Below are 25816 nucleotides of genomic sequence, written 5' to 3' on the forward strand. Positions count from 1 at the left end.
TGTCGCGTCGTTCCCGCCGTCCGGCCTCCTGCCGGCGATGCCCGGCACCACCACGCTGATCGGCATCGGCGGGGTCCTGGTGCTGCTCGCCGTCCTCGCCCACCTCACCGCCCGCCGTGCGGGCGGCCGGCGGGCGCTCCGGCGCCGACTGCGCCGTGAACTCGCGCTCACCGTAGGTGCGTTCGCCGCCCCGTTCGCGGCTCGACTGCGGTACGGCCGTCAACTGCGGACCGTGCGGCGGCTGCTGACCGACCGGGTCGGCTGGGCGGACGCCGAGAAGGCCGCCCTCGGCGCCGGCCGGGTGGCGGGGGCGCGCCCGTACGCCGTGCTGCTCGGCGCGCACACCGCCGGGGTGCTGGTCGCCTGCGGCCCCGGCACGCCGCCGGTCCCGCCCGAGCCGTGGGTGGTGGACGAGGCGGACCCGAGGCTCTGGTGGGCGGCCCGGGACGAGCTCCGGCCGACGGCCGCGGACGGCGGCCCGGCGCCGCTGCTGGCGCTGATCGGTACCGACGGCCCCAGCGCGGTGCTGCTCGACCTCGCGACCGGACCGGCCGTGACCGAGTTCGGCGGCGACCGGGTGCTCGCCCGTGCCGTGGTCCAGGCGGTGGCGGCGCAGTTGGACGCCCGGCTCCCGGTGGGCGCGGTGGTGGTCGCCGACGGCGTCCACGCGCGGCACGCGGGTCCGGCGCCGGTCGAGGCACTCGCCGAGGCCGACCGGTTCGCTGCGGACGGCGAGCCCGCCTTCGCCGTCTGTCCCGCGGCCCCCGACGGGTTCCGCCCTGCGGCGGGCGCCCGGATGCTGGTGCTCGGCGGCGCGCGGGGCTCGGCCCGGCTGGTGACGGTCGACCGCGACGGCCTGCGGCTGCGCGGGACGGCGCTGCGGGTCGAGGTGGTCGCACTGGCCCGGGCCACGGCCCGGATCCTGCGGGCCCTGCCGCCCTACCCGGCCTTCGCGCCGGCGGAGTTGGACGACTCCGATCTGGTGGAGCCGGGCGGAGTCCCGGTGGAGCCGGAGGAGTTGGTGGAGCCGCCGGAGCGGCAGGAGCCCTCGGAGGCAGCCGAGCCGGAGGAGCCCGAGGAGTCCGAGGAGCCCGAGGAGTCGAGGCCCGCACCGGTCACGGCGGGGACGGATCCGGATCCGTCCGAGGACCCGTCGGAGGAGCCCGGTCCGGGCGGCGAACTTCCCGGCAGCGGAACGTCGGTGGCGCTCGTGCCGCTGCAGTTCCGGGTCGGACCGGTGTATCCGGAGCCGAACCAGGGGAGTGGATCCGGTTCGGAAGCGCCGCAGTTCCGGGTCGGCCCGGTGGTACCGGACCCGACGGCCCTGCGGCTGCTGCTGCGCGGACCGGAACCGGAGGAGGAGCCGGTCGGTCCGGACGAGCCCGGGGCGGCGGAGTGGCCGGAGCCCCTCCCGGAAGCGGAAGCGGAGGCGGAGTCGGCATCCTGGCTCCCGCCCGAGGCGGCGTCCTGGCCCCCGCCGAACCCGAAACCGAACCGCAGCCCGGAACCGGGACCGGAGCCCGATCCGGGACCGGAGCCCGAGTCCGAGCCGTACGTCGAGGACGACTTCGCCGAGCCCGGGCCGGGACCGGCCGGGCACCCGGCCGGTGTCTCCGCCCGTCCCTCCGGGAGCACCCTCCTGCCCGCGACCCGGCCCGTCGGCTGACCGCGTGGCCGGTCCGTGCCCCGGCACCCCGGCCGACGACCCGCCCGCCCAGCCCCGCCTGCCCGACCCCCCTGGAGACCACCCGGTGAAGCTGACCGTCACCGTCGCCGACGGCACCGACCGCCGTGACCACGTCCTCGACCTCCCGCCCGGCGCGACCGTCGGCGAGCTGGCGGCGGCGCTGGACAGGCGGGACCCCGACCCTGCGGAGGCCGTCGGGAGCGCCGGTCCCGGGTCCGACCCCGGTCCCCCCGGCGGCGACGTCGAAGCCTTCCTGGCCGGTACGGGCGCGGCCGCTCCGCGCGGGCTCCATGTCGGGCCGCGGCGCCTGGACCCGACGACGGCGGTGGCCCGGGCGGGTGTGCGGGAGGGCGCAGTGCTCGGCCTCGGCGCCCCCGCCGACGAACCCGACCGGGTCCGCAGCAGCGCACCGGACCGGCGCCCGGACGACCCCGTGCAACTGGAGCTGCACCTCGTCTCCGGCCCCGGGGCGGGGCGGATCTGGCGGCTCGGTCCGGGCAGCCACGAGATCGGCACCGACCCGTCCTGCACGGTCCGTCTCCGGGGCTCCGGCGTTCCCGGGGGCGGCCTCTGGCTGACCGTCGGCCCGGACGGCTCGGCGGGCTGGCACCGGGCGCCCGTCGGCCCCGCGCGCCCGGATGCCCCCGGCAGCGCCGCGGGCGGCACGCCGCCCCCGGAGGAGGGCGACGAGGCGGTCGCGCTCCGCATCCCGAGCCCGCCCGCCACCGACCGAACCGACCGAACCGACCGAACCGACCGAACCGACCGAACCGCCCGCATCGGCACAGGCGAGGGCAGCACCGCCCCCGACCGCCGCGCCCGCCGCACCGGCCGGAACGCCCCGCACCCGGCCTCCCGCCGGACCGACGGCCGCACCGACGGCGGCACCGCCTGGCCGCTCGGCGCCGACCTCACCGTCGGCACAGTCCTGCTGCGCCTGGTCGAGCCGACCGAACCGGACGCCGCCGTGGTCCCGTCCGCCGACGGCATCGGCGTCGACTACAACCGCCCGCCGCGGATCGTCCCGCACCTGGACGCCGAGCGGATCCGGCTGCCCCTGCCCCCGACCGCCCCCTCCCGGCGGCCCTTCCCACTGCTGCTGATGCTGGCCCCGATCGTGCTCGGCATGGTCATGGTGGCGGTCTTCCAGTCGTACTTCTACCTGGTCTTCATCCTCTTCAGCCCGCTGATGGCCGTCTCCAACTGGATCGTCGGCCGGCGCGGCAACCGCAAGCAGCACGAGGAGGCGGTGGCCCGCTACGAGGCCCGGCGCCGCGTACTGGAGCAGGAGGTCCGGACCGCCGCCGACCGCGAGCGCCGGGTGCGCGGGGTGGCCGGGCCGGACCCCGCGACGGTCGCGCTGACCGCCACCGGCCCCGGCGGCCGGCTCTGGGAACGGCGGCGGCACGACCCCGACCACCTGGTGCTGCGGATCGGCACGGTCGACCAGCCGTCGGTGAAGGAGATCGACGACCCCGCGCGGGACGAGAACCACCGCCTGGTGCGCTGGAGCATCCCCGACGTGCCGATCGGCATCGAGGTCGCGGAGTTCGGCGTGGTGGGGGTGGCGGGTACCGAGGGCTCCGTCCAGGCATTGGCCCGCTGGCTGGTCGCCCAGTCCGCCGTCCTGCACAGCCCGCGGGACCTGCGCGTCGTCGTCCTCTCCGACCGCTCGCGCGCCGACGGCTGGGCCTGGGTGCGGTGGCTGCCCCACCTGCGCCCGTCCGGCGGCGGGGCCGGACCGGTGGTGGCCGTCGGCAACGACCCGGAGTCCACGGCCAACCGGATCTCCGAACTGGTCGCCCAGATCCAGGCCCGCCGGCGGGTGCTCGGCTCCTCCATGGGCAAGGCGATGTTCAACGAACCGGACGTCCTGGTGATCGCCGACGGGGCCCGGCAGCTGCGCGACGTGCCCGGCATGGTGCAGGTGCTCACCGACGGCCCCGGGGTACGGGTCTTCAGCGTCTGCCTCGACGCCCAGGAGCGGCTGCTGCCCGAGGAGTGCGGCACCGTCGTCCTTGCCGCCGGGCACCGCCTCACCGTCCGCCGGACCGGCGCGCCCGACCTCACCGAGGTGCGGGCCGACCTGGTCGGCGCCGGCTGGTGCGAGCAGGTGGCCAGGGCGCTCGCGCCGGTCCGCGACGTCAGCCCCGAGCACGACGCCGGACTGCCCCAGCTGGTCCGGCTGCTGGACCTGCTGCGGCTCGAACCGCCGGACGCCGCGGCCCTGCTGGCCCGCTGGCGCCGCCGCCCGGCCGCCACCTCCTTCGTCCTCGGGACGGGCTACGACGGCCCGCTCACCCTCGACCTGGTCCGCGACGGACCGCACGCCCTGGTCGCCGGGACCACCGGCTCCGGCAAGTCGGAGCTGCTCCAGTCCTTCGTGGCCTCGCTGGCCGCCGCCAACCGCCCGGACGAGCTCACCTTCGTCCTGGTCGACTACAAGGGCGGCTCGGCGTTCCGCGAGTGCGCCGAACTCCCCCACACCCTCGGCATGGTGACCGACCTGGACGCCCACCTGGTGGAACGCGCCCTGGAGTCGCTCGGCGCCGAACTGCGCCGCCGCGAGAGGCTGCTGGCCGACGTCGCGGCCAAGGACCACCCCGAGTACCGGTCCAAGCGGGTCGCGGACCCGACGCTGCCCCCGCTGCCGCGACTGCTGCTGGTGATCGACGAGTTCGCCACCCTGGTCCGCGAGGTCCCCGACTTCGTCCCGGGACTGATCGGCATCGCCCAGCGCGGCCGCTCGCTCGGCATCCACCTGGTGCTCGCCACCCAGCGGCCCTCGGGCGCCGTCACCAGCGACATCCGGGCCAACACCAATCTGCGGATCGCGCTGCGGGTCACCGACTCCTCCGAGAGCCAGGACATCATCGACACCTCCGAGGCGGTGCACATCCCGGCTTCCGCACCCGGGCGCGCCCTGGTCCGGCTGGGGCACCGCTCCACGGTGCCGTTCCAGAGCGCCTGGGCCGGCGCGGCCCGCCCCGACCCGGCCGACCCGACCGGCGCGGCCGCCGCCGAGCGGCCCCGCGGCACGGTGCGCGCCGCCGCCCTGTCCTGGACCGGCCTCGGCCGCCCGCTCGCCCTGCCGCTCGCCGCAGGGGACCCCGCCGCGCCCGCTGCGCCCGTCCCGACCGACCTCCAGGCCCTGGTCGCCGCCGCCCGCGAGGCCGCCGCCGCACTCGACGACTTCACCCCGCAGCCCAGCCCCTGGCTGCCCGCCCTGCCCGAGGAGGTGCAGCTCGACGAGGTGACGGAGCTGCTGCCGCCCCCCGGGGACGCGGCGCTCCCGGTGGTCCCCTACGCGCTGGAGGACGTTCCCCAGCTCCAGCAGCGCCGGGTCGCCACCGTCGACCTGGCCTCCTTCGGCCACCTGTACGTGATCGGCGCCCCCCGCTCCGGCCGGACCCAGGTGCTGCGCACCCTGGCCGGCTCGGTGGCCCGGACGGCCTCCTGCGCGGACGTCCACCTGTACGGCATCGACGCGGCCGGCGGCGGACTGGCCGCGCTCAACGCCCTGCCGCACTGCGGGGCGGTCGTCTCCCGGCACGACCAGGAACGCCTCGAACGCCTGCTGCACCGGCTCACCGCAGAGCTGACGCGACGTCAGGAGCTGTGCAGCGAAAGGAACGCGGCCGGACTGAACGAGCTGCGCGCCGCCCTGCCGAAGCCGGAGCGGCCCGCGCACGTGCTGCTGCTGATCGACGGCTGGGACGCCCTGTCCGGACTGCTGGACGACCACGACAACGGCCGGCTCGCCGACCTGGTCACCCGGCTGCTGCGAGAGGGTGCGGCGGCCGGCATCCATGTCGTCGCCACCTCCGAACGGTCACTGCTGGGCGGCCGGCTCGCCGCGCACAACGACCACAAACTGCTGCTGCGCCAGGGCGACCGCAACGACTACCAGCTCGTCGGGCTCTCGCCGAGCAAGGTGCCGGCCGGCATCCCGGCCGGCCGGGGCTGGCACACGCTCAGCGGCACCGAGACCCAGGTCGCGCTGCTCGCCCCCGGCGCCGGCGGCCGGGAACAGGCCAGGGCGCTGGCGGCGATCGGTGCCGAGAGCACCCGCCGGGACAGTGCGGTGCCCGCCGGGCTGCGGCCCTTCCCGGTCGCCGCGCTGCCCCGCTCGGTGGACTTCGCGGAGGCGTACGCGGCCGTCCCGGAGGAGTCCCGCCGCCCCCTGTGGGGCCTGCTCGGCCTCGGCGGCGACGACGCCGGACCGGTCGGGGTGGACCTCGCCGGGGCCGCCGCGGCCTTCGCGGTGCTCGGCCCGCCCGGATCCGGGCGCAGCACGGCGCTCGCCTCACTCGCCGTCTCGCTGCTCGCCGGCGGCACCGGGCTGGTCGTCCTGGCACCGCGCCACTCCCCGCTGCGGGCGCTGGCCCGGCACGCCGGGGTCCGGGTGCTGACCGACGCGGACCCGTCCGCGCAGGACGTGCAGGCCGCCCTGGACGCACTCGCCGGCCCCCGCGTGGTGGTGGTCGACGACGCGGACCTGCTGGCGGCGCCCGCCTGCGACCGGGTGCTCAAGGAGGTCGCCGCCTTCGGCCGGGACCGGGGTCTCGGCCTGCTCTACGCGGGGTCGGCGGACGCCCTCCAGCTGGCGATGGGGAGTTGGCTCAGCGCGGCCAAGCGGGCCCGCCGGGGTCTGCTGCTGGGGCCGAAGAGCCTCCAGGAGGGCGACATGATCGGCGTCCGGCTGCCGGTGCACCTGATCAGGGCCACCCCGGTCGCGGGCCGGGGCTGGACCACCGGGCGGGGCGGCGAGGCGATGGCCGTGCAGGTGCCGCTGACCGTGCTGCGCACCGAGGACTGAGTCGAGGGCTGAGTCGAGGACCGGGTGGGCCGGGGTGCGCGGCGCGGAGCCGCGCACCCCGGCCCGTGCGGCAGCGGCGTCAGCTGCTCTCGCGCAGGCTGCTCGCCATGTCCTGGTCCATCTGGTGCATCTGGTCCTTGATCTGGCGGAACTGCTTCGCGAAGCCCTTGATGCCCTCCATCGCGGCCAGCAGGCTGGTGTTGAACTTGTCGTACGCCTCCTGCATCGCCGGGCTGGACTGCTGGAACACCATGCCGTCGCCGAGCAGGTTGTTCACGTTGTTCTTCAGGTCGTTGAGCATCGGCACGATGTTCTCGGCCGCCGAGTCGAGCTGGCCCGAGGTGGTCTCGATCTTCTCGAAGTCGAGGGAGATGTTGGGCATGTCGCGGTCCTTTCGAAGGGGGGAACGCCGGCCGGGGAGGTCGTGGGCCCCGGCCGGTCCGGGCGGCGCCCTCAGTCGTCCTGGGAGCTCCCGCCGCCGGTCTGCTGCCACTCCCGGCCCGGCCCGTCGCGGTGGTACTGGGTCGCGGTGCCGTCGTTGTCGGTGACGGTCATGTCGCCGCTGCCGTCCTCGTGCAGATGCGTCTCGGCGTGGTTCTTGGTGCCGTCCGCGTACACGGTGTCGGTGGTGAACGAGCGGCCGTGGTCGGAGTAGCTGGTGGTGGAGGTGTAGCTCTGCCCGTCGTGGGTGACGGTGGTCTCCTCCTTGATCACGTTGTGGTCGGCGTCCAGGGTGAGGTGGGTGTGCACCGAGCCGTTCGCGGTGTCGATGGTCTGGTCGACGGGCGGTGCGCCCGGGTCGGTGGCCCGGCAGAACTCCGGCACGCTGCCGTCCGCGCCGGGGTGGCACTGGTCGGCGTGGGCGTTGCGGTACTCCCAGGCGGCCTGCCGGTCGCGCCACTGGTCGAGCCCCATGTTGGCGCCCATCACGCCCAGCCCGTCGGCGATCTGGGCGTCCACGTCGAAGAAGCCGTCGGCGACCGCGCCGAACACGTCGCCGAGCTTCTTGAGATGGTCCACGGCCCGGTTCATCGGGTCCTTGGAGAGCCGGTAGAGGCTGCGGAAGCCGTTGGTGACGTTCGGGTCGCCGAACACCGCCTGGGCGTCGCCGAGCTTCCCCGAGCCGTACTGGGAGAACAGGCTGTTGTGGAGGGTCGGGGAGATCCGGTCGGCCAGGCTGTGCAGGTCCTTGCGGGCCTCGTGCAGAACGCCGTAGTCCATCGAGAAGTCGGGCACGGGGTTTCCCTCCGGTCGGATCGGCACGCGGTTCCCGGTCGACCACGTGCCGGCGGCCCCCGCGGTTCACCGGACAACGGGTGCCGTCCGTCGCGAACGGTGAACCGCGAACGGTGAACCGTCGTGAACCGCGCGGGACCCCGGCACGTGGTCCTCCCGAGAGGTGCCGCGCGCCGCTGCGGCCGGCCGTGCCCACGGACGAGGAGGAGACGACGGTGCCCCAGCGTCCGACCGACTGGAACGCCATCGGCCTGTCCGCCGACCCCACACCGGGCGACCCGGACCGGATCGACGAGGTGCAGCGCTCGCTGGCCGACCTCGGCCGCACCGCCCGGGAGATCGACGACGCGCTCGCCGCCGTGCTCGACAAGACCGGCCAGGGCGCGTTCACCGGGCAGACGGCGGACGCCCTCCGGGACAAGATCAGCGGGCCGCTGCGGGGCTTCGTCCAGTCGGTGGCCGACGGCTTCGAGAACTCGGCCCGGGCCCTGACCACCTACTCCGGGGTGGTCCGCGACCAGCAGTGGCGCGCCGACAACGCGCTCTCCCAGGGCCGGGGCCTGGCCCAGGACGACACCCGGCGCACCGAGTTGGCGAGCACCGCCCGCCAGGCCGGCACCGCCCAGGACGAGGCCGGCCGCACCGCCGGCTCGGCCCTCAGCAGCGCCGCCCGGGGGATCAAGCAGCCGGTCTCCGACTGCGACCTGTTCTGGGAGGCGTTCCAGTGGCTGGCGATCGCGCTGATCCTGCCCGCGCTGATCTTCGGCGGGCCGATCGCGCTGCTCGCCATCGGCGTCAACCTGGCGATCTTCGTGAAGACCGCGGTCGACTTCTCCCAGGGCAAGGCCAGCGCGCTGGACCTCTTCCTGTCCGGCCTCGGCATGATCGCCCCGACCACCAAGGGCCTGCCGCTGCTCAAACTCATCAGCGCCGGGGCCAAGTTCACCTGGACCGGGATCAAGGGCGTCGCCCAGGCGGTCGGCGGCTTCTTCCGCGGCGTCTTCACCGGCGGCGGCTCGCACGCCTTCGCCTTCCTGCCCGGCCTCGCCGACCTCGCGCGGATGACCGGCGGCTGGGTGAAGGCCGGCGGCCTCTGGGTGCTGAACGGGGTCACCCGGCTGCCGCACTTCGCCGGCGTCACCTTCCGGGCGAGCGGCATCGCGGTGGTCAACGGCGTCAAGGGACTGCCCGCCCTGGTCCGGGGCCTGCCGGCCAACCTCGGCCGGTTCGGCTCCGCCTCCTGGGACTTCGCGCGCGCCCAGCTCGGCGGCGCCAAGTGGCTGCGGCTGGTGCTGCCCGTCGACGCGGCCGAGATCGGCCGGTACGGGCTGCGCGGCGCCCTGCGGATCGGCCTCTGGGAGCGCGGGGTCCTCGGCAACTTCCGGTACGGCGCACCGCTGCTCGGCACCGCCGGGCGGACCGCGGCCGCCGTCCCCGTGCCGCCCCCGGTGCACACGGTCGACGCCCTGGTGGACCTCTCCCGCGCCGACCTGGCGAAGGTCAGGGTCGGTGACTGGGCCGGTCCCCGCCGGCTGGAGATCCCGCACCTGGAACCGTCCGGCTCCGGCCTCTCCTACACCCGGCCGTCCGACTTCCGCCTGCACAACGACCTCGCCGACCGCCTGTCGCTCGCCCCGGACGCCGTCCGCAAGCTGGATGCGCTGCTCGACACCCCGATCCGCGAACTGCACCCGGTCGGCAACTGGACCGGCGGCACCGTCGTCACCCCGGGCGGACTGCACGTGGAGACCGGACTCGGCGTCGGCGCCGCACCCGGCGGACTGCACGGGATCGGCGGGCTCACCGGGGCCCCGACCCCCGCCCCCGTGCACCTGGCCGACACCCTCACCGTCGGCGGCCCCGCCGGCGTCCACGCCCCGAGCCTCCAGACCCAGGCCCTCACCCTGCACCAGGCCGGCGGCGCGCCGACCGCGCTCGGCACCGGCGCGCTGCACACCGTCTCCCCGGCGACCCCCGCCGTGCACACGGCCGACCTGCTCACCTCCTCCACGGCCGCCGTCCCGCACCTGAGTACCGGCACGCTCCCGACCGCGGCGCTGCACGGCGGCGGCACGGGCCTGCCGTCGGCCGTGACGGGCGCCGTGACCGTGCCCGGCCTCGGCACGACCGGGCCCGGCGCGCACCTGAACGGCGCCCTCGACCTGCTGGCCACCGGTTCCCCGCTGAACCGGGCCGACGCGCCGGTCTTCAGCGCGGGCGGGAACCTCGGCGACCACAGCACCCGTGCCCTGGCGGCCAGCCAGGTCAACCTGCACCTGGGGGAGTTCGCGGCACCCCGGGTGACCCCGGCCCCGACCGCGGCGCTGCCGCCGGTGCACGCCGTCACCCCGCCCACCGCCCTCGTCGGCGTGCCCGGCCCAGGCGGCTTCACGGACCTCGGAGGCGCGGGAGCCGGGGCGCACGGCGGCCTCGGCCGGGTGGACGAGGCGCTCGGCCTGCTCCAGCCCGGCGGCCCCGGGCACGCCCCGGCACCGGGGCTCGCCGGTCCGGTCCAGGCGGCACCGGCCCCGGCCCCGCTGCCGCCCGCCGTCGTCGGTTCGACGCCGCTGCCGCCCGCCGCGCCGCTGGCCCAGGGCCCGGTGGCGCCGCTGCCGCCGGTCGCCCCGGCGCACCCGGCCGCCGGATCGGCGCACGACCTGCCGACCGTGCCCGGCACCGGCGGGCACGGCGGCCCGGAGCGGCTGACCGGCCCCCAGCTGGACCGGCTCTGGCGCGAGCAGGGCGACCGGGTGGCCGCGCTGTTCGGCGCGAGCGACGACCCCGGCCGTGGTGCCCGGCTGGACGCCTGGGCGGACCTCACCCTCGCCCGGCACGACCTCGGCCGGGCCGAGCGCCTGCTGTCCGACCTCCAGGCGCGTCCCGGCGGCGGCTCCCGGCCCAGCCCGGTGGTGATGCACGCCCAGGCGTCGGTGGACGCGGCAACGCTCAAGGTCGATGGGGCCTTTGACCGGGTCACCGGTCTGGGGATCGACCCCGCCCGGATGGACCGCGACCTGGCCGCGCTGACGGCCGACAGCCTCCGTGAGCGCCCCCGGCTGCTCGGCGGCTCGGAGGGCGGCGGCGGGGTGCCGCCGCACCTCGGCCAGCAGCCCCAGCTCGCGCCCCACCCGGCGCCGCAGCACGGGCCGGCCCAGGCCGTCCAGCCCCCGCAGCACGTCCAGGCGCAGCCGCCGGTGCCGCACCACGTCCAGCCGCAGCACGTCCAACCGCAGCCGCCCGCGCCGCAGCCCGTCGTGCTCGCCCTCGCCGACCAGGGCACGGCGGGCCCCAACGGCCTGCGGGTCGAGTCCACCGTCACCCCGAACGGAACCGTCCACCGGGTCCTCGACTCCCACCAGGTGCCCGACCCGATGCTGCAGCCGACGCCCCGGCCCGGCGGCGGCTTCGACCTCTACGACACCCGGCTCGGCACGACCCACTCGTACGACGGCGGCGGCCGCCTGATCGCCGAGGACCTGCCGCTCACCGGCCTCGACGGCGGCCCGGCCGGTCTCCACGTGCACACCGACTTCGACGCCCAGGGGGCGGCCACCCACCGGGTGCTCGACCCCGACGGCGCGACCGGTCTCCAGGCCGCCCCGCGCCCCGGCGGCGGCTTCGACCTGCGCGACCCCGCCACCGGCGGCCACCAGGGCTTCGACCACGGCGGCGGGCTGGTCGAGGAGAGCCGCCCGCTGCTGCGCGGCGACGGCACGCCGTTCGGCCCGGTCCTGCTGCTCGGGCACGACAACGGAACGGTCACCCGCTCGCTGTCCGGCGGGGGCCACACCCTCACCGAACTGCCCGGCGGCGGCGGACTGCGGGTCACCGACCCGGCCACCGGCAGCTCGGCGCTGTACGACCACGGCGGCGCCTTCCGCGCCGAGGGCCTGGCCCTGGGCGACGCCGCGGGCCTGCGCGGCCACCGCTTCGCGATGCGCCAGGGCGGCGGGTTCGTGGTGACGGACGTCGCGGGGGCGGTGGTGCCGGGATCCTCGGCGGTGGGTCTCGCGGGCGGTGGGGTGCGGGTGACGGAAGGGGTGTCGGGGAGTTCGGTGCGCTTCGGGGCGGACGGCCTCCAGGTGGAGCGCGGGGTGGCGCTGGCCGACGGGGCCGGGGTGCGCGGCGCGCGGTTCCTGGAGGGGAACCCGCCGCGGGTCACGGACGTGTCGGGTGCGGCGGTGCCGGGTCTGTCGGGCGAGGGCCTGGCCGGTGGTGGTTGGCGGGTCACCGATCCGGTGTCGGGGGTGTCCACGCGCTACACGGCGCAGGGCGCCGTGGTGGAGAGCGGGGTCGCGCTGGCCGACGGGGCCGGGGTGCGCGGCGGCCGGTTCGTCGTCCCGCAGGGCGGCGGCGGGCACGCGCTCACCGACGCGGCCGGTGCGGTGCTGCCCGAGCGCGTGGTGGCGCACCCCGGCGGCGGGTTCCGGGTCGAGGGCGCGCCCGCCGTCCCGGGCGGCGGCGCGCCGTACGAGCGCTTCGCCGCCAACGGCACGCCGACCGCCGGCGGTCGGCAGCTGCTCGACGGCAACGGAACCGTCGTCGGCCACCTGGAGCGCCCGGTCCCGGCGCCCGGCCACCCGGCGCCCGCCGGGCAGCCGGCCTGGCTCGACGCCGCCTTCCAGCCGGACGCCACCCGGGTGGTCACCGTCGACGGCGCCGGTCTGCGGGTCACCGCGCCGGGCGGCTCGTACCGGGTCTTCGACGACGCCGGACGCCTCACCGACGAAGCGGCCCGGCTGCACGCGCCGGGCGGCGGCGCGCTCGACCAGTGGGTGGTGGTCCACACCCCGCCCGGCGGCCCGCGCACCCTGGAGGTCCTGGACGCCACCGGCACACCGGTGCCGAACCTCACCGCCGCCGACCGTCCGGGGGGCGGCTTCCAGGTCACCGACGCGGCCGCCGACCACGGTTTCGTCCGCTACGGCGCCGACGGCGGCCGGCTGGAGACCGGCACCGCGCTGCGCGGCCCGGACGGAAACCCCGACCGGACCTTCGCCGTGCTGCCCCCGCCCGGCCCCGGCGGCGCCGCGCTCCCGGGCCACCTGGAGGACGCGGCCGGCCTGCGGATCCCCGAACGGGCCGTCACCGTCCGGGCCGACGGCGGCCTCCAGGTCTCCGTCGACCGGCCGCACGGCCCGAGGCACGGAGAGTTCACCGCCCACGCGCCGGGCGACGGGCGGATCACCCACCAGGGGTTCAACGTCGTCGACGGCGGGCGGCGCACCGACCACCAGTACGTCGTCGACCACACCCCGGCAGCCGGCGCGACCTGGAGCCGGCAGCCGCACCCGGCGGCCGCCGCCCCGCCGCCCGCCGGCACCGGCGCCTTCCACCACGGCCGGGTGGAGACCCTCGGCGGCGACCGGGTCCGGCTGCTCTCCTCCACCTACAAGCCGGTGGAGGTGTTCGAACGCCGGGTGCTGCCCGGCGGCGGCCTGCTGGACTCCTTCCGCCGCACCGACACCCTGCTGTTCGGCGACCTCGACCGCCGCACGGTCTGGACGCAGTGGGACGCCGCCGGCGGTCTCGGCACGCACGGCACCCGGCGCTACGACACCTCCGGCTTCGGCTGGCGCGACCTCGACCACCGGGGCAACCCCGTGCACGAGTACCGGGACGGGCTGCAGAAGACCGGCGGGGTCACCGGCCACACCTTCGCCGTCCGCAACGCCGACCGCAGCTGGACCTGGCACCGCTTCGACGGCGCCGGGCAGGAACTCGCGCACGGCCCGCGCACCCCGCACCGGGACTCCGGCTGGACCGACCGGCTGGCCGACGGCACCCTCGTCCAGAAGCAGTGGGGCATGGGCCACGGCCCCGGCAAGGCCGGCCACTTCCTGGAGCACACCTGGCAGGGCGGCGGCGTGCGGCAGACCTGGGAGCGGCACTCCCCGCACGGCAAGGAGGTCGGCAAGCGCGAGGTCCTGGCCACCGACAACGCCGTCCTGACCACCAGCCGCTGGTCCGAGCAGCGCCCGCCGCTGTGGGTGCGCCGGCACCTGGTGGGCGCCGGCGGGCCGCAGGGCGTCGCCGCGCACCTCGCCGACGACACCCGCTACCAGGTCTTCCTGTGGGACAAGGCGGGCGGCGTCAACCCGGGCGGCGGCGTCCGCTACGTCGGCATGGACGGCGCCGCCGTCGACCTCGGCGCCGACGGCCGCTTCGTCCGCTCCACCGGGAAGCTGCACGGCGGCACCACGCTCAAGGTCGGCGACCACGCCAACCCGCCCGCGCACCCGCCCACCAACCCGGCCCACCTGCCCTGGGAGGAGCCCGGACGCCGCGGCTACCGGGTCGAGGTGGTCCCGCCCGCCGGGGCCGGCCGCGACCACCCGCTGTGGCAGGACCGGTTCAGCCCGGACGGCGGCGCCAACTGGCAGGTCGCCCGGGAGGGCTTCGCGGACGGCTCGGTCCGCGAGTACCGGGTGCCGCCCCAGGTGGACCCGGCGACCGGCAACGTCCAGGGCCGGGGCACCCACGCCTGGGTCCAGCGGGACGCGCACGGCAACCTGACCGGCAGCCACGACATCTGGCAGGACACCCAGGGCAACCGGCTGGAGGTCACCGGCACCGGCCGCCCGGACGCCGGGCGCTGGACCTGGACCGCCACCGACCACCTCGGCAACCGGACCACCGGCCGCCGCGAGTTCTTCCGCGGCTCCGACGACCCCCGGCTGCCCTGGGACGACTCCTTCCGGGACCTCGACGCGGGCGGCGCCCTGCTTCGGGAGCGCAACATGCTGGACGGCGGCCGCTGGGTCGACTCCTGGCGCGGCGCGGCCCCGCCCGGCGGCGGTCAGCGCTGGCACACCGCCAAGTACGAGGCGAACGGCACCGCCGTCGACTTCGGCGCCGGGCAGCAGGTCCGCCGCTGGTGGAACGCCGACACCCGGGCCTGGCAGGACGGCTGGACGGCCCGCACCCGGCACTTCCGCGACGAGTTCCGTCCGGCCGCAGGCGGGCCCGCCCTCACCCTGCGCGAAGTCCCCCCGCACCTCGCCCTCGGCGAGGGTCCGCTGCGGGTGCGCCAGTACGTCCCCGGCGGCAACGCCCCGCACCCGGCCGGGAGTTGGAAGGAGTTCGACCACGGGTCGGTGGTCCGCGAGCGCAAGCCGCTCGGCGACGGCACCTTCCTGGAGAAGGACGCCTGGCGCGGCCAGTGGCGCCGCTACGACCAGCACCACCGGATCGTCGCCCAGCGCACCGACAGCGGCCTGGTCTGGGAGACCGGGCCCGGCGGAAACCTGCGGGTCACCGGCAACGAGTACGACTTCCGCGGCCCGCTGACCGAGATCCGCGGCTTCGGCCGGCGGGTCCGCGAGGCCAACCGGCTGCCCTGGGGCGACTCGGTCGAGGTGCGGGTGCCGCAGATGCAGAACGCCCTCGACGGCGTCCCGGGGCTGCCGGCGGCGCGCAACGGCGCGGTGCCGCTCGGCGAGGCCCTCTACCAGCCGTACTGGAAGGTGCTGGCGAAGAAGGTCGCGCTGGAGTTCGGCCAGGAGTTCGTCCTGGAGTTCGGTGCCAACCTGGCCGTCAACGGCATCGTCGCCGCCGCCAACAACAAGCCCTTCACCGGCAAGGACGTGCTCAAGTCCTTCGCCAACGCGGCGGTCGGGGCGGGCGTCAAGAGTCTGGTCTCCACCGGCATGCACGAGCTGCGCGGCAGTGCGGCCGGCGGCCCCAAGTCGGTGTTCGGCAACGTCGACGGCGGCAAGCACGAGCGGCGCCACCCCAACAACCACGACAAGCACTGGGCCAACGAGTGGGCGGGCAACGAGACCCCGACCCGCTGGCGCGGCGGCACCTACGACTTCTTCTACAACGCCGCGCTCGGCGGCGTCGTCGGCTGGGTCAACGGCGCGATGAACGCCGCCGTCTGGGGCGTCACCGGCGCCGACGGCAAGACCCATGTGCTCAGCGGCATGGACGCCTTCCTGGACGGCGGCATCGCCGGCCTGGCCGGCCTGACCACCGCGAGCAGCGCGGCGCTCGCCAAGAACGCCGTCATCGCCGGCGGCGGCAGCCGCCTCTTCCACCGCCAGGGCTTCGCCGAGTTCTGGCTCCAGCTCCCGTTCAAGATCTTCGAGAAGACCGTCACCTCGCTCTGGCTCACCAACGCCTACCGGGCGAGCATCGACCCCGCCTGGTACCGGGCGCCCCTGCCCGCCCCCGCCCCCGCCCCCGGCCCCGCACCTGCCCCAGCAACGAAGCAAGGACAGCAGCCCTGATGCCCCACCCGACCACCCGGACCCACGTCGTCGGCCCGCGCGGCCGAAGCGCCCACCGCCTCGTCGCCGACGCCGTGCGGGCCGCGCAGCCCGGCGACACCGTGGTCGTCGCGCCCGGCCGCTACGAGGAGGCGCTGGAACTGGCCCGCCGGATCGTCCTGGTCGCCGAACAGGGCCCCGGCACGGTGGTGCTCGCGGCCCCGCCGGGCGGTGCCCCGGCACTCGCCGTCCTCGGCCCCGACTGCGTGCTCCGGGGCCTCGGACTGGAGGGCGCCGACCCCGGGGACCCGGCCGTCACCGTCGCCGCCGGGGCCGGCCTCGTCCTCGACCACTGCACCGTGAGCGGCGGCCGGATCGAGGTCCGGGGCCCCGAGGGCGCCGAGCCGGGGGACTTCCGCGAGGGCGAGGAGGGGACCTCCGCCGTCCTGCTGCGCGACTGCCGGCTGACCGGCGCCCGGCACGCCGCCCTGCGGCTGTCCGGCGGCGCCCGGGTCCGGATCGAGTCCACCACCGTCGCCGACATCGACGGCGTGGGCGCGGTGCTCGCGGGCACCGCCCGGCTGGACGTCACCGGCCTGCGCCTGGAGTCCACCACCGGCTCCGGGATCCGGCTGCGCGGGAGGTCCCGGCTGCGGATGGCGGACTCCCGGCTGACCTCGCCCGGCCGCGCCGGGCTGCTCCTGGAGGACACCGCCCACGCCCTGGTCAGCACCACCCGGATCGAGACCCCCGGGACCGCCGGCCTCCACCTCGGCGGCGAGTCCCACGCCGACCTGACCGACAGCCGGGTGCTGCGCCCGGCCGCCAGCGCGCTGGTGCTCCAGGACGCGGCCCGGCTGACCGCCGACGGCTGCACCGTCACCGCCCCGGGCGCCAACGGGCTGCTCGCCACCGGCACGGCGCGCGCCCGCCTCACCGACTGCCGGCTGGAGGACTGCGGGTTCAGCGCGGTCCACCTCGCCGACCGGGCCGAGGCCGCGTTCACCGACTGCCGGGTCCGCCGCAGCGCCGAGCACGGCTTCCACGTGGCGGGCTCGGCCGGGCTGGGCCTCACCGACAGCACGGTCACCGGGATCGCCCTGACCGGGGTCGTCGTCACCGACGAGGCCCGGGCCACCGTCACCGGCTGCCGGATCGACACCGCGCACACCGGGATCGCCGTCGCCTCCCCGGCCGGCTCCCGGATCGCTCACAGCACGGTGGTCGGAGCCGCCAGGGCCGGTCTCGAAGTCTCCTCCGGCGGCCGCGCCGTGCTGACCGGCAACCGGGTCACCGGCGCGGGCGCCGCCGGACTCCTGTTCGACGCCGGCTCCGAGGCCACCGTGGAGGGCGGCTCGGTCGAGGGCGGCAGCGGCTCGGGCGTCGTCGTCTGGACCGGCGCCCGCCCGGTGATCAGCGGCCTGCGGATCGACGGCACCGGCCGCAACGGCGTGTACTTCGCGGAAGGCGCGGGCGGCCTGCTCACCTCCTGCGACCTGGTCGGCACCCGGCTGCCCGCGCTGCACCTGGCGGCCGGCGCCGCGCCGAGGCTGCGCCGCTGCCGGGTGCTGGACTGCCCGGCCCCGTTCGGCGGTGACGGGTCGGCGGCACCCGTCCTGGAGCAGTGCGACCTCGACGGCGCCCCGCTGGCGTTCGTCCCCGGGGCGGCTCCCCGGCCGCCCGCCGCGCCCGTCCCGCCCGCCCTGCCCGGCGTACCCGCCACGCCGCTCGTACCCCTCCCGCCTCGCGCGGGCGCCGGCGCCTTGGCACCGCCCGCCGCGGCGCCCGCCGAACTCCCCACCGCGGAGCCCGAGGAGGAGCACCTGGACGACCTGCTGGCCGAACTCGCCACCCTGGTCGGCCTGGACCGGGTCAAGCAGGACGTCCACTCGATGGTCAAGCTGATGCAGGCCGTCCGGCTGCGCGAGGAGGCCGGACTGCCCGCGCCGCCGCTCAGCCGCCACCTCGTCTTCGCCGGCAACCCCGGCACCGGCAAGACCACCGTCGCCCGCCTCTACGGCCGCCTGCTCAAGGCCCTCGGCCTGCTGCGCCGCGGCCACCTGGTCGAGGTCGACCGCAGCGCCCTGGTCGGCGAGTACGTCGGCCACACCGGCCCGCGCACGGCCGCGGCCTTCAACCGGGCGCTCGGCGGCGTCCTGTTCATCGACGAGGCCTACTCGCTGGCCCCCGAGTCCGGCGGCCACGACTTCGGGCAGGAGGCGGTGGCGACCCTGGTCAAGCTGATGGAGGACCACCGCGACGACGTCGTCGTCATCGCCGCCGGCTACCCGGCGGACATGGCCCGCTTCATCGGCTCCAACCCCGGACTCTCCTCCCGCTTCACCCGCACCCTGCTCTTCGAGGACTACTCCGCCGCCGACCTGGTCGCGATCGTCGAGCACCAGGCGCGCGAGCACCGCTACGCACTGACCGGTCCGGCACGCCTGCGGCTGCTCGGCCACTTCGAGACGCTCCCGCGCGGCGCCGGTTTCGGCAACGGCCGCTCGGCCCGCCAGACCTTCCAGGAGATGACCGAACGCCAGGCCCAGCGGATGGCCGAGGCCGTCACCCCCACCCCCGACCAGCTCTCCACCCTCGAACCGGCCGACCTGCCCGCCCCGGCCCTCGGCTGACCTGCGGCGGCCGACCGACAGGGTTGATCCCGCCCCTCGGACCGGGACATGATCCTGACCCATGAACGAGACCTGGGACATCGTCAACACCCTCGCGCACCGGCTCGACGCGCACTCCGACCGCAGCGACGAGCAGCGCTGGACCCTGCAGGCCCTCAAGATCCAGGAGGAGGCCGGGGAGGTTGCGGAGGCCGTCATCGGCGCCCTCGGCGTCAACCCGAGGAAGGGCTTCTCGCACGACTGGGACGACGTGCGCAAGGAAGCCTGCGACGTGGCGCTGACCGCCCTGGTGATGCTCACCCGGATGGGCGGGGACCCGCGCGCCTTCTTCGAGGAGCACCTCCGCTCGGTGGCCCGCCGCGACCTCCCCGACACCGCGGCCTGACCACCGGGCGGCGGCCCGGGCCGGGTCAGCGCTGGCAGAACACCTGGGACACCGCGGTGAACCAGCCGCCCGACTGCCGCACGTCCGAGGCGAGGCGGTAGCACTGGCTGCGCTGCCACCCGGCCGCCTGGGCATAGGAGAGGGCGACATTGGTCGCGCTCTCGATGGCCGAGCCCATCGTGCCCCCGGTCCCGCTGCCGGTGAACTTCGCGGTCTCGGTGGCCGTCCCGGTCGCCGTCCCGGTCGCGGCGACCGCTCGGTCCGGGCTCGGCGCGGTGGCCTGGGCGGAGGCCGCACCCCCGAGCAGGCAGGCCGAGGCGGCGAGTGCGACCGCGGTGACGCGCAGACGGACGCTGGACGTACGGATCATGGGAACTCCTCGATGATGTGCGGCGATCGGCGATCGGCGATCGGCGGGCCCGGGGCCGGGCCGTCCCACTCAGTCTCAGCAGCCCCGTGGTGCCCGGCCAACCCCCTTCGACCCACGCCGAATCCGGGCGGCCGCTCGGGGCCGCCGTCCCTCTGGCGTTCCGGCGAAGCGTCAGTAACATGAGCAGTCCTCATATTTCTGTTCGGGGAGGCTGCCATGCCGGACCGCTTCGACCTGCCCGCGGGGTTCCGCTGGGGTGCCGCCACCGCCGCCCACCAGATCGAGGGGGCGGTGGACGAGGACGGCCGGGGCCCCTCGATCTGGGACACCTTCACCGCCCGCCCCGGCGCCGTCCGCGACGGCCACACCGGCGCCGTGGCCTGCGACCACTACCACCGGTATCCCGAGGACATCGAGCTGATGCGCGGTCTCGGGCTCGACGGATACCGCTTCTCCATCGCCTGGCCCCGCATCCAGCCCACCGGCACCGGTCCCGCCAACCCCGCCGGACTCGCCTTCTACGACCGCCTCGTCGACGCCCTGCTCGCCGTCGGCATCACCCCTCTCCCCACCCTCTTCCACTGGGACCTCCCGCAGGCCCTCGAAGACCGCGGCGGCTGGCTGAACCGCGACACCGCCCACCGCTTCGCCGAGTACGCCGCCCTCGTCGCCGACCGCCTGGGCGACCGCGTCCCCGCCTGGATCACCCTCAACGAGCCCTTCGTGCACATGGTCTACGGCTACGCCCTCGGCATCCACGCCCCCGGCCGCGCCCTGATGCTCGATGCCCTCCCGGTCGCCCACCACCAGCTCCTCGCCCACGGCCTGGCCGCCTCCCTCCTCCACGAGCGCGGCCTCGACGTCCTGATCTCCAACAACCTCACCCCGGTCGAACCGGCGTCCCCCTCACCCGCCGAGCTCACCGCCGCCGACGCCTACGACACCCTCCACAACCGCCTCTTCACCGACCCCCTCCTCCTCGGCCGCTACCCCGACCTCACCGCCTTCGGCACCGGTCCCGACCTCCACGGCGCCGTCCGCCCCGGCGACCTCGACCTCATCGCCGCCACCCCCCTCACCGGCCTCGGCGTCAACTACTACAACCCCACCCGCATCGCCGCCCCCACCGACCCGAGCCTCCCCTTCACCTTCGCCGAGATCCCCGACGTCCCGCACACCGCCTTCGGCTGGCCGATCGTCCCCGACGGCCTGCGCGACCTCCTCGTGGGCCTCCGCGACCGCTACGGCCCGGCCCTCCCGCCGATCACCATCACCGAGAACGGCTGCTCCACCACCGAGGGCCTCGACGACCCCACCCGCATCTCCTACCTCGCCACCCACCTCGACGCCCTCACCACCGCCGTTGCGGAAGGCGTCGACGTCCGCGGCTACTACACCTGGTCCCTCCTCGACAACTTCGAATGGGCCGAGGGCTACCACCAACGCTTCGGCCTCGTCCACGTCGACTTCGACACCCAGCAGCGCACCCCTCGCGCCTCGTACGCCTGGTACCGCGACCTGATCGCCGCCCACCGGGCGCGGTGGTCGAAGGAGGGGTCGGTCACTTTCCCGTGAGGTCACCGAGTCGGGTCGGTTGAGTGGCTCTGGGGCGAGCATCGTCGGCGGTCCGCCGCTGCCGCTACCGGACCGCCGCCAGGGAGCGGGGTGTCTCGGGGGCGGGCTTCGGCTGGTAGTAGTCCGTGTGTCCTTCGACGTGGAGGTGGGGCAGACGGCGGTCCAGCCAGCCGGGCAGTCACCAGTTGCCGCAGCCCAGCTGGTCCATCAAGGCCCGATGTACGCCGTCTTGGCCCGCCCTTCTACTGCCTGATGCCAGCCCTCGGCCTGCTCTGATCCCCGCCGTGCCGTCGGCGTCGGTGCGCAGGGCGCGGGATCAGTCCTCGTCGGAGAAGACGTGCGTCTCGCGGGTGAAGGGGCGGGGGACGACGGCCAGGCGGTCGGGCGGCCAGAGGTCGTCCCGCTCGTTGAGGCTGAGCCGGCCGCCGCGCCGCAGGAGCCAGACGACCTCGTAGTGGTACTGGAGCACCGCGTCGCCCGGGACCCGGTCCAGGAGGCCCGCGACCACCCGGACGACGTCGTCCTCCTGCCCCGACAGGTCGGTGGTCTTGTCCAGCCGGAAGGCCACCGAGACGGTCGGGGTGATGTGGAGGTCGGTGACCAGCGGGTTCCACGGCCTGGGGTTGGGGGCGAACATCCGGATCCAGGTGCCGTACCCGGTGACGACGCCGTCGGTGAGCAGGTCGGCCGCCGCCGTGGTCGAATCGAACAGCCTGGCGCCCCGCGCGACGTCGTCCAGCACGTCGGCCACCTCGGCGACCGACAGTGGCGTGGCCAGGTTGAAGCTGTGGGAGATCGACATGGCTGGGATCCGTTCGGATGCGCTAGGGGTAGATGCAGGATATTGCCCTGCCGGTCGATCACCACGGCCTCCTGGAGCCCTTCGATCGGCCAGTCGTGGAGCTGGGCCTTGAGGGCCGGTTGCACACAGGTAGGGACCCGTTGCCATGAAGCCCCTCAGCTGAGGCAGCGTCGGTGCTGCGGAATACCCTTGACGGCCATGGACTGGCTGGAGCGGGTGGCGAAGTTGAGACGGTGGACGAGCAACGACGTTCGGGCGCCGCACAAACCGTTGCTGCTGCTGTACGCGTTGGGCAGCTTCCAGCGCGATGCCGACGGCGAACTGCGGTACAGCGCTGTCGAGCAGGAGTTGAAGCGGCTGCTGGAGGAGTACGGGCCGTCCCATCCGACCACTCCCGCGTACCCGTTCCACCATCTGGTCAGTGACGGCGTCTGGGAGGTCAGGACCGACCAGGGTCTCGGAAGCCCGGGAAGTGGCGTGCGGGTCCTGCGCTCCAGTGGCGCGACCGGACGGCTCGCGCCCGAGCTGCGGACGGCTCTGCAGAAGGAACCGGCGTTGCTGGGCCGTCTGGCGCGAGTGCTCCTGGACTTCCACTTCCCGCCGTCACTGCACGCCGACCTGTGCGAAGCCGTCGGCCTCGACCTGGACCCGGTCGAGACCGCGGACGTGACCGGTGGCCCGGGCGGGACGGGGCGGGCGGCGCGACGGCAGCGGGACCGGCGGATGCGCGAACTCGTCCTGACCGCCTACGAGTTCCAGTGCGCCTTCTGCGGCTACGACGGGATGCTGGGCGCGAGCACGGTCGGCCTGGAGGCGGCACACGTGCGCTGGTGGTCGTACGATGGGCCGGACGAGGTCGACAACGGCCTGTGCCTGTGCTCCCTGCACCACAAGCTCTTCGACAAGGGCGTCCTGGGCCTGGGGGAGGGCCGTCGCATACTCGTCTCCCAGCGTTTCGTCGGGCGCAGCGAGGCCAGCAGGCAGCACGTCCTTGCCCTGGCCGGACGGCCACTCATCGGCCCGCAATCGGGGGTTCCTCCGGTCGCGGGCCGGCACCGGCAGTGGCACACCGAACAGGTCTTCCGGGGTGAGGCCCGGGCGCCCCTGGCCCCGGCGCATTCGGGCTGACAGAGGTTGCACGGTCGCTGACTTGTCAGCGACCGTGCGCCGTCCAACTCCACTTCGAGTGGCCCGTTCCCGACCGTGCAGACTGGACGGCACCGTGTGTCCCGCCCGGAATCAGTGAGCGGTCATCGGCCGTGGGTGGCTCTGCTTCATCTCGATCCGTCCCACCTGCTGCCCGGCGACCAGTTCCCGCAGCTTGGCGCGCGTCTCCGGGCCCGTCGAGTACACCACCGTGCCGATCATCCCCCGCGTCAGCAGCACCTTGTAGGTGTTGCGGATCCGAAGTTCAGCTGGTTCGCGCGGAACGTCCTACGCAGGCGCCCGCCGCCAACGGCACGGTGGCCGACCTCCGGGGCCTGACCTTCCGGGACGTTGTCCCGGGAGACGCGGAGAGCGACGGGAGGCCGGCGCAGGCCAGGAGCCTGGCCGGGAAGGGCAAGCTGCTGGACGCCGTCTTCCGTCCCAAGGACGGCATGTACGCCTCGCTGCTCAGCGACGGACGGACTGTCGACAACGGGAACCACCGGCTCTACTACCTCCTCCAGCAGGCCGAACGGGGAGAGATACCGTGGGACACGCCGATCTACCTACCGACTGCGCTGAACCGGCGCGGGGACACCCCGCGCACGGCGCGCACGGTGGCCCGCCCGGGGCCGGCCGGGCCGATGACGACGAGGAAGCCGAGGAGACCGCCGTGGCCGGTGCAGACGTCGGGCGAGCCCTGTGGCAGTGCACCGTCCGTGGGCACCTCGCCATCCGCGCGGCGGCGCGTCACGGAGTGCAGGACGCGGAAGCGGCGCAGTTCGGGCTGGCGCCCGGGTTCGCCGAGGCGGGCCGCTTCGTCGCCGGAGTCGCGGGCGTCTGCCTCGCCGTCCGGACAGCGCGCGGGGCCGGGGCGGAGGGATGGGCGGCGCCGGCCGCCGGCTGGTGGGCGGCCGACCCCATCGGGCGGGCCTGGCTGGCGGCGACGGTGCGGGAGTTCGCCGGGGCCTCGGCGGCGGCCGGACTGGACGCCGCCCTCGCCGCGCGCCGGGCCGGATCCGATCCGAACCCGCTTCCCGGCACCGCCGCCCGGCAGCGGGCGGGGGTGCCGGGTTGGTGCGACGCCATGCTGACGGCCGGGTTCGAGGACATCCTGGGCGCCGTCACTGGCCCGGACCGGGCCGGCGTCCGGGCCGGAGGCGGTCCGGACTGGGCCGCCGTCGAGGCCGTCGCCGACACCTGCCACCGCATCCCGTACCCGCAGGAGCTCCCTATCCTGCTGCGGCCCTGGCTGGCGCGTCGCCACTTCGCGACCTCCTGGCGCTCCACCTCCCGGGCCGGCCGTTCCTGGTGCCGCGAGCGGACCGCCCGCGCCGGCGTCCGCACCCCTGCGGCCGTCCGGCGCATCATCGCGCCACCGGAGGTGCCGGAGGGAACGAGCCACTGACCGGCGCCGGCCCGGGCACGGCGCCCGTGCCGGCGGACTCCACTGCTCCGGATGGCGCAGCCCGGTGCGTTCGGCACGGTCCACGGCACCATCGGCGGGCAGCGTCCACTCCAGTGACGCCGCGCGCATGACGGCCGGGCCCGCCGAACCGATTCGGTTCGGCGGGCCTGACTGAAGGGACGACAGATTATTGCTACTTGCAGTGACCAAGACCGGTCCGGGGCCCTGGTGACCACCTGGGGTCCGGTTGTGACCGCGCACCCGGTGGGAGCTCATGAGCGCCCGTGGGCGATACCGGGCATCAATGTACGAACTTGAACCCGACTGGGCATCGCGTGGGCTCGAGTCCGATCGACCGTGGATCTTCACGGTGAGCGTCAACGGCTAATGTTTTCAGCATAGTTGAGCAGCAATAGAGCCGAGGCCTGAAGGCCCCGGCTGCCGACAATGGTTGTCCCCTTGACTTGGGGGTCAAGGGGTTCAGTTCCGCCGCGCCGACGGTCGGGGCGCCTCTGCTGCACATCGCTGCTGGGGACGCCGCGAGGCGCAGATAGCCGGGCGGCAGCGGGGCTGCAGAGGGTCACGACTAGAATGACACCCTGTTCGACGGGCCGAGGGCTACCACCAACGCTTCGGCCTCGCCCACGTCGACTTCGACACCCAGCGGCGCACCCCGAGGGCCTCGTACACCTGGTACCGCCACCTGATCGCCGCCCACCGGGCGCGGGATGTGAAGCGGGGCCGGTAACTCTGCTGCGAAATAGTTGAGTTGATTAAGCTCGTGACTGGCGGCTACGGTCTGCCTGTCATGGCGGGCCTGTTCGACGGGCTGAGGGTCCCCGTACCATCGGGTGGCTGCTGGCGGCGGTGACGCCGGTCGGCTGACACATCAGGGAGGGTTCGGGTGGCTGACGGCAAGCACGGGGGAGGCGATGCCAACCTGTCGGAACAGGCGCTGCGACTGAGGCTCTACCTCGAGTCGCTCCAGCTCCTGATGCCCGAGCCGCAGTTCAAGCTTCTGAGGGACCTTCTGTGCGGCTATGCCGAACTCGGCGGTGGGCGGATCGAGGTGAAGCTGGACGACGAGGAGCGGGAGCTGTTCACACCTGCGCTGCAGCGCGAACTGCTCGTTCTCCTCGGCCTGCTCGGTGCCCTGGCACCTGGGCATGAGGACCGCGCCGACCGCGTGGTGGCCGACCTCGGTGACGGTGAGTGGGTCAAGGGGGCCATGTCGCTCGTACCGCCGGAGGTCGCCTCCGACCCAACCCGCCTGCGCCAACTGCGTGACAGGTTCGACGTCGTTGAAGGCCGGCGGGCGGGCGACCGTGCGACGGTGGAGGGAATCGCAGAGGTGAGCGGGATGGCGGGGATGGAAGAGGACTGATCTGCGTGAGTGCGGTTCTGCGGCTGCGTCCCCAGCGACTGTCAGAACCGCTGCGTGGCCTTCGTCCATTGCGAAGAGGCAGTGCCGGGCACGACCGTGCGGATCGCCCTGACCGGACTCGCGCGGTGATCGCCGATGACCAGCCGGCCGCGAGTCGGCCT

At 75.3% G+C, this 25816-nt stretch carries 14 protein-coding genes and 1 pseudogene; 10 read left to right on the plus strand and 5 right to left on the minus strand.

Going from position 1 to position 25816, the window contains the following annotated elements; genetic code table 11:
• Positions 1-37: 37 nt before the first annotated feature.
• Both OG715_RS36265 and OG715_RS36270 read left to right on the plus strand, forming a co-directional pair.
• Positions 38-1666, plus strand: a complete 1629-nt coding sequence (locus tag OG715_RS36265; protein WP_266273032.1) for a hypothetical protein — start codon at positions 38-40, stop codon at positions 1664-1666.
• A gap of 4 nt (positions 1667-1670) precedes the next feature.
• Positions 1671-6506 carry an ATP-binding protein gene (locus OG715_RS36270; RefSeq protein WP_266273031.1) on the plus strand — a complete coding sequence of 1612 codons (4836 nt, stop codon included), beginning with the start codon at positions 1671-1673 and terminating at the stop codon, positions 6504-6506.
• Between the two features lie 79 nt (positions 6507-6585).
• On the opposite strand, the gene OG715_RS36275 is transcribed toward OG715_RS36270, so the two are convergent.
• Complete coding sequence (locus tag OG715_RS36275; protein ID WP_030396211.1) at positions 6586-6888, minus strand: WXG100 family type VII secretion target; 303 nt, start codon at positions 6886-6888, stop codon at positions 6586-6588.
• Positions 6889-6959: 71 nt separating this feature from the next.
• The gene (locus OG715_RS36280; RefSeq protein WP_266273030.1) at positions 6960-7742 is read right to left on the minus strand and encodes a hypothetical protein; all 783 of its coding nucleotides are present in this window, start codon (positions 7740-7742) and stop codon (positions 6960-6962) included.
• Positions 7743-7957: 215 nt separating this feature from the next.
• On the opposite strand from OG715_RS36280, the gene OG715_RS36285 reads away from it, so the two are divergent.
• The 3 genes from OG715_RS36285 to OG715_RS36295 all read left to right on the plus strand — a co-directional run bounded on the left by OG715_RS36285 (position 7958) and on the right by OG715_RS36295 (position 18970).
• Positions 7958-15973 carry a hypothetical protein gene (locus tag OG715_RS36285; RefSeq protein ID WP_266273029.1) on the plus strand — a complete coding sequence of 2672 codons (8016 nt, stop codon included), beginning with the start codon at positions 7958-7960 and terminating at the stop codon, positions 15971-15973.
• Positions 15973-18585: a right-handed parallel beta-helix repeat-containing protein gene (locus tag OG715_RS36290; protein ID WP_266273028.1), complete on the plus strand. Its 2613-nt coding sequence runs from the start codon at positions 15973-15975 to the stop codon at positions 18583-18585. Before OG715_RS36285 ends, OG715_RS36290 begins: the two co-directional genes overlap by 1 nt.
• A gap of 61 nt (positions 18586-18646) precedes the next feature.
• Complete coding sequence (locus OG715_RS36295) at positions 18647-18970, plus strand: MazG-like family protein (RefSeq protein WP_266273027.1); 324 nt, start codon at positions 18647-18649, stop codon at positions 18968-18970.
• 25 nt (positions 18971-18995) lie between these two features.
• Here OG715_RS36295 and OG715_RS36300 read toward each other — a convergent pair whose 3' ends face one another.
• Positions 18996-19340: a hypothetical protein gene (locus OG715_RS36300; protein WP_266273026.1), complete on the minus strand. Its 345-nt coding sequence runs from the start codon at positions 19338-19340 to the stop codon at positions 18996-18998.
• A gap of 216 nt (positions 19341-19556) precedes the next feature.
• Between OG715_RS36300 and OG715_RS36305 the strand changes: the two genes are divergently transcribed.
• Positions 19557-20915 (plus strand): GH1 family beta-glucosidase, encoded by a 1359-nt coding sequence (locus OG715_RS36305; RefSeq protein WP_266273025.1) that lies wholly within the window; start codon positions 19557-19559, stop codon positions 20913-20915.
• A gap of 316 nt (positions 20916-21231) precedes the next feature.
• On the opposite strand, the gene OG715_RS36310 is transcribed toward OG715_RS36305, so the two are convergent.
• Positions 21232-21717 carry a SitI3 family protein gene (locus OG715_RS36310; protein WP_266273024.1) on the minus strand — a complete coding sequence of 162 codons (486 nt, stop codon included), beginning with the start codon at positions 21715-21717 and terminating at the stop codon, positions 21232-21234.
• Between the two features lie 198 nt (positions 21718-21915).
• Here OG715_RS36310 and OG715_RS36315 point away from each other — a divergent pair, with 198 nt between their 5' ends.
• The gene (locus tag OG715_RS36315; protein ID WP_266273023.1) at positions 21916-22845 is read left to right on the plus strand and encodes a phosphorothioated DNA-binding restriction endonuclease; all 930 of its coding nucleotides are present in this window, start codon (positions 21916-21918) and stop codon (positions 22843-22845) included.
• A 111-nt stretch (positions 22846-22956) separates the two neighbouring features.
• Here the strand turns inward: OG715_RS36315 and OG715_RS36320 are convergent, their stop codons facing one another.
• A complete protein-coding gene (locus tag OG715_RS36320; protein ID WP_407661057.1) occupies positions 22957-23103 on the minus strand; it encodes a hypothetical protein in 147 nt (48 codons plus the stop codon).
• A 433-nt stretch (positions 23104-23536) separates the two neighbouring features.
• Here OG715_RS36320 and OG715_RS36325 point away from each other — a divergent pair, with 433 nt between their 5' ends.
• The 3 genes and pseudogenes from OG715_RS36325 (at position 23537) to OG715_RS36335 (ending at position 25655) form a co-directional block, all read left to right on the plus strand.
• Positions 23537-24271 carry a hypothetical protein gene (locus OG715_RS36325; protein WP_266273022.1) on the plus strand — a complete coding sequence of 245 codons (735 nt, stop codon included), beginning with the start codon at positions 23537-23539 and terminating at the stop codon, positions 24269-24271.
• A gap of 610 nt (positions 24272-24881) precedes the next feature.
• A pseudogene (locus OG715_RS42540) lies at positions 24882-25019 on the plus strand (family 1 glycosylhydrolase); the annotation flags it as partial.
• Positions 25020-25175: 156 nt separating this feature from the next.
• Positions 25176-25655, plus strand: a complete 480-nt coding sequence (locus OG715_RS36335; RefSeq protein WP_266273021.1) for a hypothetical protein — start codon at positions 25176-25178, stop codon at positions 25653-25655.
• Positions 25656-25816: the final 161 nt, after the last annotated feature.

Source organism: Kitasatospora purpeofusca (assembly GCF_036010405.1).
GTDB lineage: Bacteria > Actinomycetota > Actinomycetes > Streptomycetales > Streptomycetaceae > Kitasatospora > Kitasatospora purpeofusca.

Coding starts and splice junctions, on each gene's coding strand:
- OG715_RS36300 (WP_266273026.1), bottom strand. CDS start 19,340: ATGATCCGTACGTCCAGCGTCCGTCTGCGCGTCACCGCGGTCGCACTC.
- OG715_RS36295 (WP_266273027.1), top strand. CDS start 18,647: ATGAACGAGACCTGGGACATCGTCAACACCCTCGCGCACCGGCTCGAC.
- OG715_RS36310 (WP_266273024.1), bottom strand. CDS start 21,717: ATGTCGATCTCCCACAGCTTCAACCTGGCCACGCCACTGTCGGTCGCC.
- OG715_RS36290 (WP_266273028.1), top strand. CDS start 15,973: ATGCCCCACCCGACCACCCGGACCCACGTCGTCGGCCCGCGCGGCCGA.
- OG715_RS36305 (WP_266273025.1), top strand. CDS start 19,557: ATGCCGGACCGCTTCGACCTGCCCGCGGGGTTCCGCTGGGGTGCCGCC.
- OG715_RS36315 (WP_266273023.1), top strand. CDS start 21,916: ATGGACTGGCTGGAGCGGGTGGCGAAGTTGAGACGGTGGACGAGCAAC.
- OG715_RS36275 (WP_030396211.1), bottom strand. CDS start 6,888: ATGCCCAACATCTCCCTCGACTTCGAGAAGATCGAGACCACCTCGGGC.
- OG715_RS36265 (WP_266273032.1), top strand. CDS start 38: ATGCCCGGCACCACCACGCTGATCGGCATCGGCGGGGTCCTGGTGCTG.